Annotated in this window: 6 protein-coding genes; 3 read left to right on the plus strand and 3 right to left on the minus strand. The window is 66.2% G+C overall.

Translation table 11 applies throughout. The features are described from left to right. Both B3E43_RS06780 and B3E43_RS06785 read left to right on the plus strand, forming a co-directional pair. Window positions 1-784 (plus strand): OmpA family protein (locus B3E43_RS06780; RefSeq protein WP_292027830.1); only part of this gene is annotated, 784 nt, incomplete at its 5' end. A 124-nt stretch (window positions 785-908) separates the two neighbouring features. Next, the gene (locus B3E43_RS06785) at window positions 909-1,667 is read left to right on the plus strand and encodes an arginyltransferase (RefSeq protein ID WP_292027832.1); all 759 of its coding nucleotides are present in this window, start codon (window positions 909-911) and stop codon (window positions 1,665-1,667) included. On the opposite strand, the gene B3E43_RS06790 is transcribed toward B3E43_RS06785, so the two are convergent. Continuing rightward, entirely contained in the window at window positions 1,637-2,668 is a 1,032-nt protein-coding gene (locus B3E43_RS06790) for a M48 family metallopeptidase (RefSeq protein ID WP_292027834.1), read from the minus strand. The genes B3E43_RS06785 and B3E43_RS06790 overlap by 31 nt on opposite strands. A 12-nt stretch (window positions 2,669-2,680) precedes the next feature. After that, a complete protein-coding gene (locus B3E43_RS06795) occupies window positions 2,681-3,328 on the minus strand; it encodes a LemA family protein (RefSeq protein ID WP_292027835.1) in 648 nt (215 codons plus the stop codon). An 80-nt stretch (window positions 3,329-3,408) separates the two neighbouring features. On the opposite strand from B3E43_RS06795, the gene B3E43_RS06800 reads away from it, so the two are divergent. Continuing rightward, on the plus strand, window positions 3,409-3,822 hold the full coding sequence (locus B3E43_RS06800) for a hypothetical protein (RefSeq protein ID WP_292027838.1): 414 nt from the start codon (window positions 3,409-3,411) through the stop codon (window positions 3,820-3,822). On the opposite strand, the gene B3E43_RS06805 is transcribed toward B3E43_RS06800, so the two are convergent. Next, the coding region (locus tag B3E43_RS06805) for a DNA gyrase subunit A (RefSeq protein WP_292027840.1) at window positions 3,806-5,478 on the minus strand (1,673 nt) is incomplete at its 5' end. The two genes, B3E43_RS06800 and B3E43_RS06805, sit on opposite strands and share 17 nt — an antisense overlap.

Raw genomic sequence — 5,478 nt, forward strand, 5'->3', positions numbered from 1 at the left:
CTTCCTGCTGATGTGGCTGATCAACACGACCGATCCGGAGCAGAAGCGCGGCATCGCCGAATATTTCGCCCCGGCCAGCGTCTCCCCCACGACATCAGGCTCCGGCGGCATCCTGGGCGGCACGTCGCTCGGGGACGACGGCTCCAAGAGCTCGGGTTCGCAGTCGGTCATCAGTGAACTGGCCCCCGAAGCCCCGGCCGATTCGCCCCGGGAAGTCGGTCAGAACGCAAACCTCGCCGCCGCGAGCGAGGAAGCCCTGCGTGAGGAGATCGCCCGCCGCGAGGCCGCGGAATTCGCCTCGGCCGCCGAATCGCTGCGTCAGGCGATGCAGTCGATGCCCGAACTGGCCGAGCTGTCGAAACAGCTGATCATCGACCAGACGCCCGAAGGCCTTCGTATCCAGCTGGTCGATCAGGAAGGCCGCTCGATGTTCGATGCGACCTCCGCCCGCCCGAACGCCCGCGCCCAGTTGCTGCTGCGGACCATATCGCGCGTCATCAACCAGCTGCCCAACCGCATCTCCATCACCGGCCATACCTCGGCCGCACCGGGATCGAACCGCGCCACCCTGCCGAATGACTGGGCCCTGTCCTCGGCCCGGGCCAACGCCTCGCGACTGATCCTTCAGAGCGCCGGGGTCGATGCGGACCGGGTCTATCAGGTGTCGGGCAAGGCGGGGTCAGACCCGCTGTACCCTGACGACCCAACCTTGGCCGGCAACCGTCGCATCGCCATCGTCCTGTTGCGCGAGGCGCCGGTCCTTCCAACGGACACCAGCCTGTGAGTCGTCGCCCTGCATGCTTGTGTGGGGCGAATGGTCTTGCTCCATGGCCTCCCGGAGGGTCAGATCAGTCTCATGAAACTGCGGCTGCCCCACTGTTGGCGAAATTGGATGCGGACCTGAGGCCGTGACCTTCGTTCCCCAGCGCCAGCTACGCTTCTACATGACGACCGTGGCCCCCTGCCCCTATCTGCCCGGGCAGATCGAGCGAAAGGTGTTCGCCAACCTGCCGTTCAGCGAGGGCGCTCACGTCAACGACGAGCTGACCCAGGCCGGGTTCCGCCGCAGCCAGAACATCGCCTACCGCCCCGCCTGTGAATCCTGCGACGCCTGCGTCTCTGTGCGTCTGCCCGTTCCCGAGTTCGAGTTCTCAAGATCGCAGCGCAAGGTACTGAAGAGAAACGTTGATCTATCTCGCGATCTGGTCGAGGCTGAAGCCACGACCGAGCAGTTCGACCTGCTGCGCCGCTACCTGCATGGCCGCCATCCGGGCGGCGGAATGAGCGGCATGGGGTGGCTGGACTATATCGCCATGGTCGAGGACACGGCCGTCCGCACCCATCTGATCGAATACCGCCTGCCCTCCCCCGACGGCGGCCCCGGCGATCTGGTCGGCGTCTGCCTCACCGATCTGCTCGGTGACGGCCTTTCGATGGTCTACAGCTTCTTCGATCCCGCGCTCGAGGCCCGCAGCCTCGGCCGCTTCGCCATCCTCGACCATGTGCGTCAGGCCCGGATCGTCGGCCTGCCCTTCGTCTATCTCGGCTACTGGGTCCGGGGCTCGAAGAAGATGGACTACAAGGCCGAATTCCGGCCGATGGAGCAGCTGACCAGGCTGGGCTGGGAGCGAATGGCTCAGCCGGCTACGGGCGTCGACATCGCATAGACTTCGGCTGGCCGTATCGCCTCGCCGGACCATACTCCCGGATCGATTCCGCCTCCGAACTTCACCAGGGCGTCGATCCGCTTCTGGATCGGCGGATGGGTGGCGAACAGGCCTTCCAGCCCCACGCCGTCGGGCTGGTTGTCGAGAAACAGCTGCTGCACCTCATCCGGTCCCTTCAGGCCGGACCGGCCCTCCACCTTGCGCAGGGCGGAGATCATCGCGTCAGGGTTCTTGGTCAGTTCAACCGCCCCGGCGTCGGCGACGAACTCCCGTGTCCGCGACAGCATCATCCGGATGACGATGGCGAGGGCGAATCCGACGGCGGCGAAGGCCAGGCCGATCAGGATTAGCGGCATGGCGTTCTTGTTGTCCCGCCGACCGCCGCCGCGTGAATACAACAGGCCGCGGAACACCAGTTCGGCGATGACGCTGATGATCCCCGCGAAGATCGAGGCGATCACCATGGTCCGCACGTCCCTGTTGATGACGTGTGTCAGCTCATGGGCCAGAACGGCCTCCAGCTCATCGCGGGTCAGGGCCGCGACCAGGCCGCGGGTCACGGTGATACTGTACTGGCCTTCATGCAGGCCGGTGGCGAAGGCGTTCAGGCTGTCATTGTCGATGATGCGCAGCGTCGGTGTCCGCAGCCCCCGAGAGATCGCAAGGTTTTCCAGCAGGTTATAGAGCTCCGGCTCAGACTTCCTCTCAACCTTGCGGGCCCCGGTCATCATGTCGATCATGGCCTGGCTGCCGAAGTAGGAGATGGCGAACCAGATACCGGAGACGACGACGGCCAGGGGGATGGTTCCCCCCAGCCAGGAGGCGGCCAGGGCCATGTCGTCACCCAGCCCCCGGCCCGTGCCGGGCAGGAAGCCGAATCCCATCAGGACCAGCTGCAGTCCGTAGATGATGAAGATCATCAGCACGGGGAAGGCGGCCAGCAGCAGCAGGGAACGGGTGTTGTTCGCCCAGATGTGGGTCTGGAGCCCGACGGCGCCCATCAATGTCGTCCCTTAAGCCGTGAAACTGACCTTGGGCGGGGCAGCGTTCATGGCGGCGCGATCACCCTCGCCAACATCGAAGAAGGGCTTGTCGGCGCCGAAGCCGACCATGCCGGCGAACAGGACGGTCGGGAACTGGCGGCGCACGGCATTGAACTCGCTGACGGCGCTGTTGAAGAAGCGGCGCGCGGCGGCCAGCTTGTTCTCGATGTCCGAGAGCTCGCGCTGCAGCTCCAGATAGTTGGTGTTGGCCTTGAGGTCCGGATAGGCCTCGGCGACGGCGAACAGGCGGCCCAGGGTCGCGGTCAGCATGTTTTCGGCCTGGACCTTGTCGTTGACCGAGGTGGCCCCGGCGGCCGCGGCGCGGGCCTGGGTCACGGCGTCCAGGGTGCCGCGCTCGTGCGAGGCATAGCCCTTCACCGTTTCGACCAGATTGGGGATCAGGTCCTGGCGTTGCTTGAGCTGGACGTCGATGTCGGCGAACGACTGGTCGGCGCGCTGATCGAGCGCGACCAGCTTGTTGTAGGCGCCGACGACGACGAACAGCACCACGGCGACGATGACGGCGATGACGATCAGGGTGACGATCATTTCGATTTCTCCGGCGAAGGCGGCGAGTATCGCGCGCGTCCCGCCGCCCGGATAGTGAAATCGGCGCAATCCCGGATTCCGCGACGCTTCGGAACGGATTGATGCGCCTCCTTGCCGCAGATAGATTGGTGGTCACCAAAGGGACCATCATGTTCGTATCGCTTCTGGCTGTGTCCTTCGCTCTCGCCTCGCCACAGGATGCAGCGCCGCCTGTTCCGGTCGCCCGGCCGGATCGCTATGAAAGCGCCATGCGCTGCGCCGGGGTGATGGCCGCCACCTCGGCCTTGCACGCCTTCACCGGCAACGCCGAGGCCCAGGCTCGCTCCGACCGAAACGGTCGAGGCTTCATTACGGCTGCGTCCGTTTTCGCCCAGCCGCTTGGACTGACCCAGGAGCAGCTGTCGGAAGCCTTTACCGCCAGCACGACTCTCGCCCTTGGCTCGATCACCCGTAACCCGGATCAGGCGGCGGCCAACGCCGCCATCGACCAGTTGAATCTGCAGCACGACGCCTGCCTCGACACGGCCCGGGCCTGGCTGGCAGAGGCTAACGGAACTTCCTGAGTCCGCGCGGGCCCTGTCGTCCGGCCCCCGCGCGCTTGCCCAGCCAGTCCTTCCAGTCGGGCCAGTTGCGCCGACGACCGCCGCCGTCGACCCATTCGGGGCCGTGGGCGCCGTCGAACACCGCCACATCGGCCAGCCCGCCCTGCTTGTAGTTCTGCAGCTTGACGCCCTTGCCCCGGCCCATCTCGGGCAGTTCCGCCAGCGGGAAGATCAGCGCCTTGATATTGTCGCCGATGGCCGCGACATGGTCGCCATTCACCCGGATGGCGGCCAGCATCTCGCCGTTCAACACCTGTTTGCCGCCGCGCTTCTGGGCCAGCAGTTCGTCCTCGGGGGCGATGAAGCCGTAGCCGGCCTTCGAGGCGACCAGCAGCTTGCCGCCAGGCTGATGGGCCAGCAGGTTGACGATGTCCGCCTTCTCATCGAGGTCGATCATCAGCCGCAGCGGTTCGCCGTGGCCCCGGCCAGAGGCCAGTTTGTCGGCCCCCACCGTGAATATGCGCCCGTCGGACGCCGCGACCAGAATCTTGTCCGTCGTATAGCCGGGCACGAGGAAGGCCAGGCTGTCGCCCTCCTTGAACTTCAGCTCCGACGGATCCTCGACCTTGCCCTTGGCGGCGCGGATCCAGCCGCGTTCAGACAGGATGACGGTGATCGCCTCGCGCGGAATGAAGGCCTCGACCGAAACGAAGGCCGACGAGTCCACGGCCTCGGCGATGGTGGTGCGGCGGGGTGAGACCAGGGCCTTGCGCACGGCCTCGAGGTCCTTGCCCACCTGTTTCCACTGTTTGGCCGGCGATGACGACAGCGACTGCAGCGCGGCAAGTTCGTCGGACAGGGCCTTGTATTCATTCTCGATCGTCATCTCCTCGATCCGCGCCAGCTGGCGCAGACGGGTGTCGAGAATGAAGTCGGCCTGGAGTTCCGACAGGCCGAAGCGGGCGATCAGGACGGCCTTGGGCTGCTCCTCTTCGCGGACGATGCGGATCACCTCATCGAGGTTGAGGAAGACGATCCGCAGGCCTTCCAGCAGGTGCAGGCGCTTCTCGACCCGGTCGATGCGCCAGCCGGCCCGGCGGACCAGCACCTCGCGGCGGTGATCGAGGAAGGCCTGCAGACAGGCCTTCAGCCCCATGACGCGCGGCGTGCCGGTGGCGTCCAGCACGTTCATGTTGATGGGGAAGCGGACCTCGAGGTCGGAGAGCTTGAACAGGCTCTCCATCAGCACCTCGGGCTCGACCGTGCGCGACTTCGGCTCGATGACCAGACGGATGTCCTCGGCCGACTCGTCGCGGACGTCGCCCAGGAGGGGCGCCTTCTTGTGTTCAATCAGGTCGGCCAGATCGGCGATCAGTTTCGACTTCTGCACCTGATAGGGCATCTCCGTGACGACGATGCGCCAGACGCCGCGACCGAGGTCCTCGGTCTCCCAGCGGGCCCGCAGGCGCACCCCGCCCCGGCCGGTCTCATAGGCATCGAGGATGGAGGCATGGCCCTCGACGGCGACGCCGCCGGTCGGGAAGTCCGGGCCCGGCACGATGCCGGCCAGTTCTTCCGTCGTGGCGTCGGGACGCTCGAGCAACAGATGGCAGGCGTCGATCAGTTCGCCGACGTTGTGCGGCGGGATCGAGGTGGCCATGCCGACGGCGATGCCCG

Source organism: Brevundimonas sp. UBA2416, assembly GCF_002343105.1.
GTDB lineage: Bacteria > Pseudomonadota > Alphaproteobacteria > Caulobacterales > Caulobacteraceae > Brevundimonas.

Excerpts from the sequence above, each read along its gene's own strand:
- B3E43_RS06800 (WP_292027838.1), top strand. The coding sequence starts at position 3,409 with ATGTTCGTATCGCTTCTGGCTGTGTCCTTCGCTCTCGCCTCGCCACAG.
- B3E43_RS06790 (WP_292027834.1), bottom strand. The coding sequence starts at position 2,668 with ATGGGCGCCGTCGGGCTCCAGACCCACATCTGGGCGAACAACACCCGT.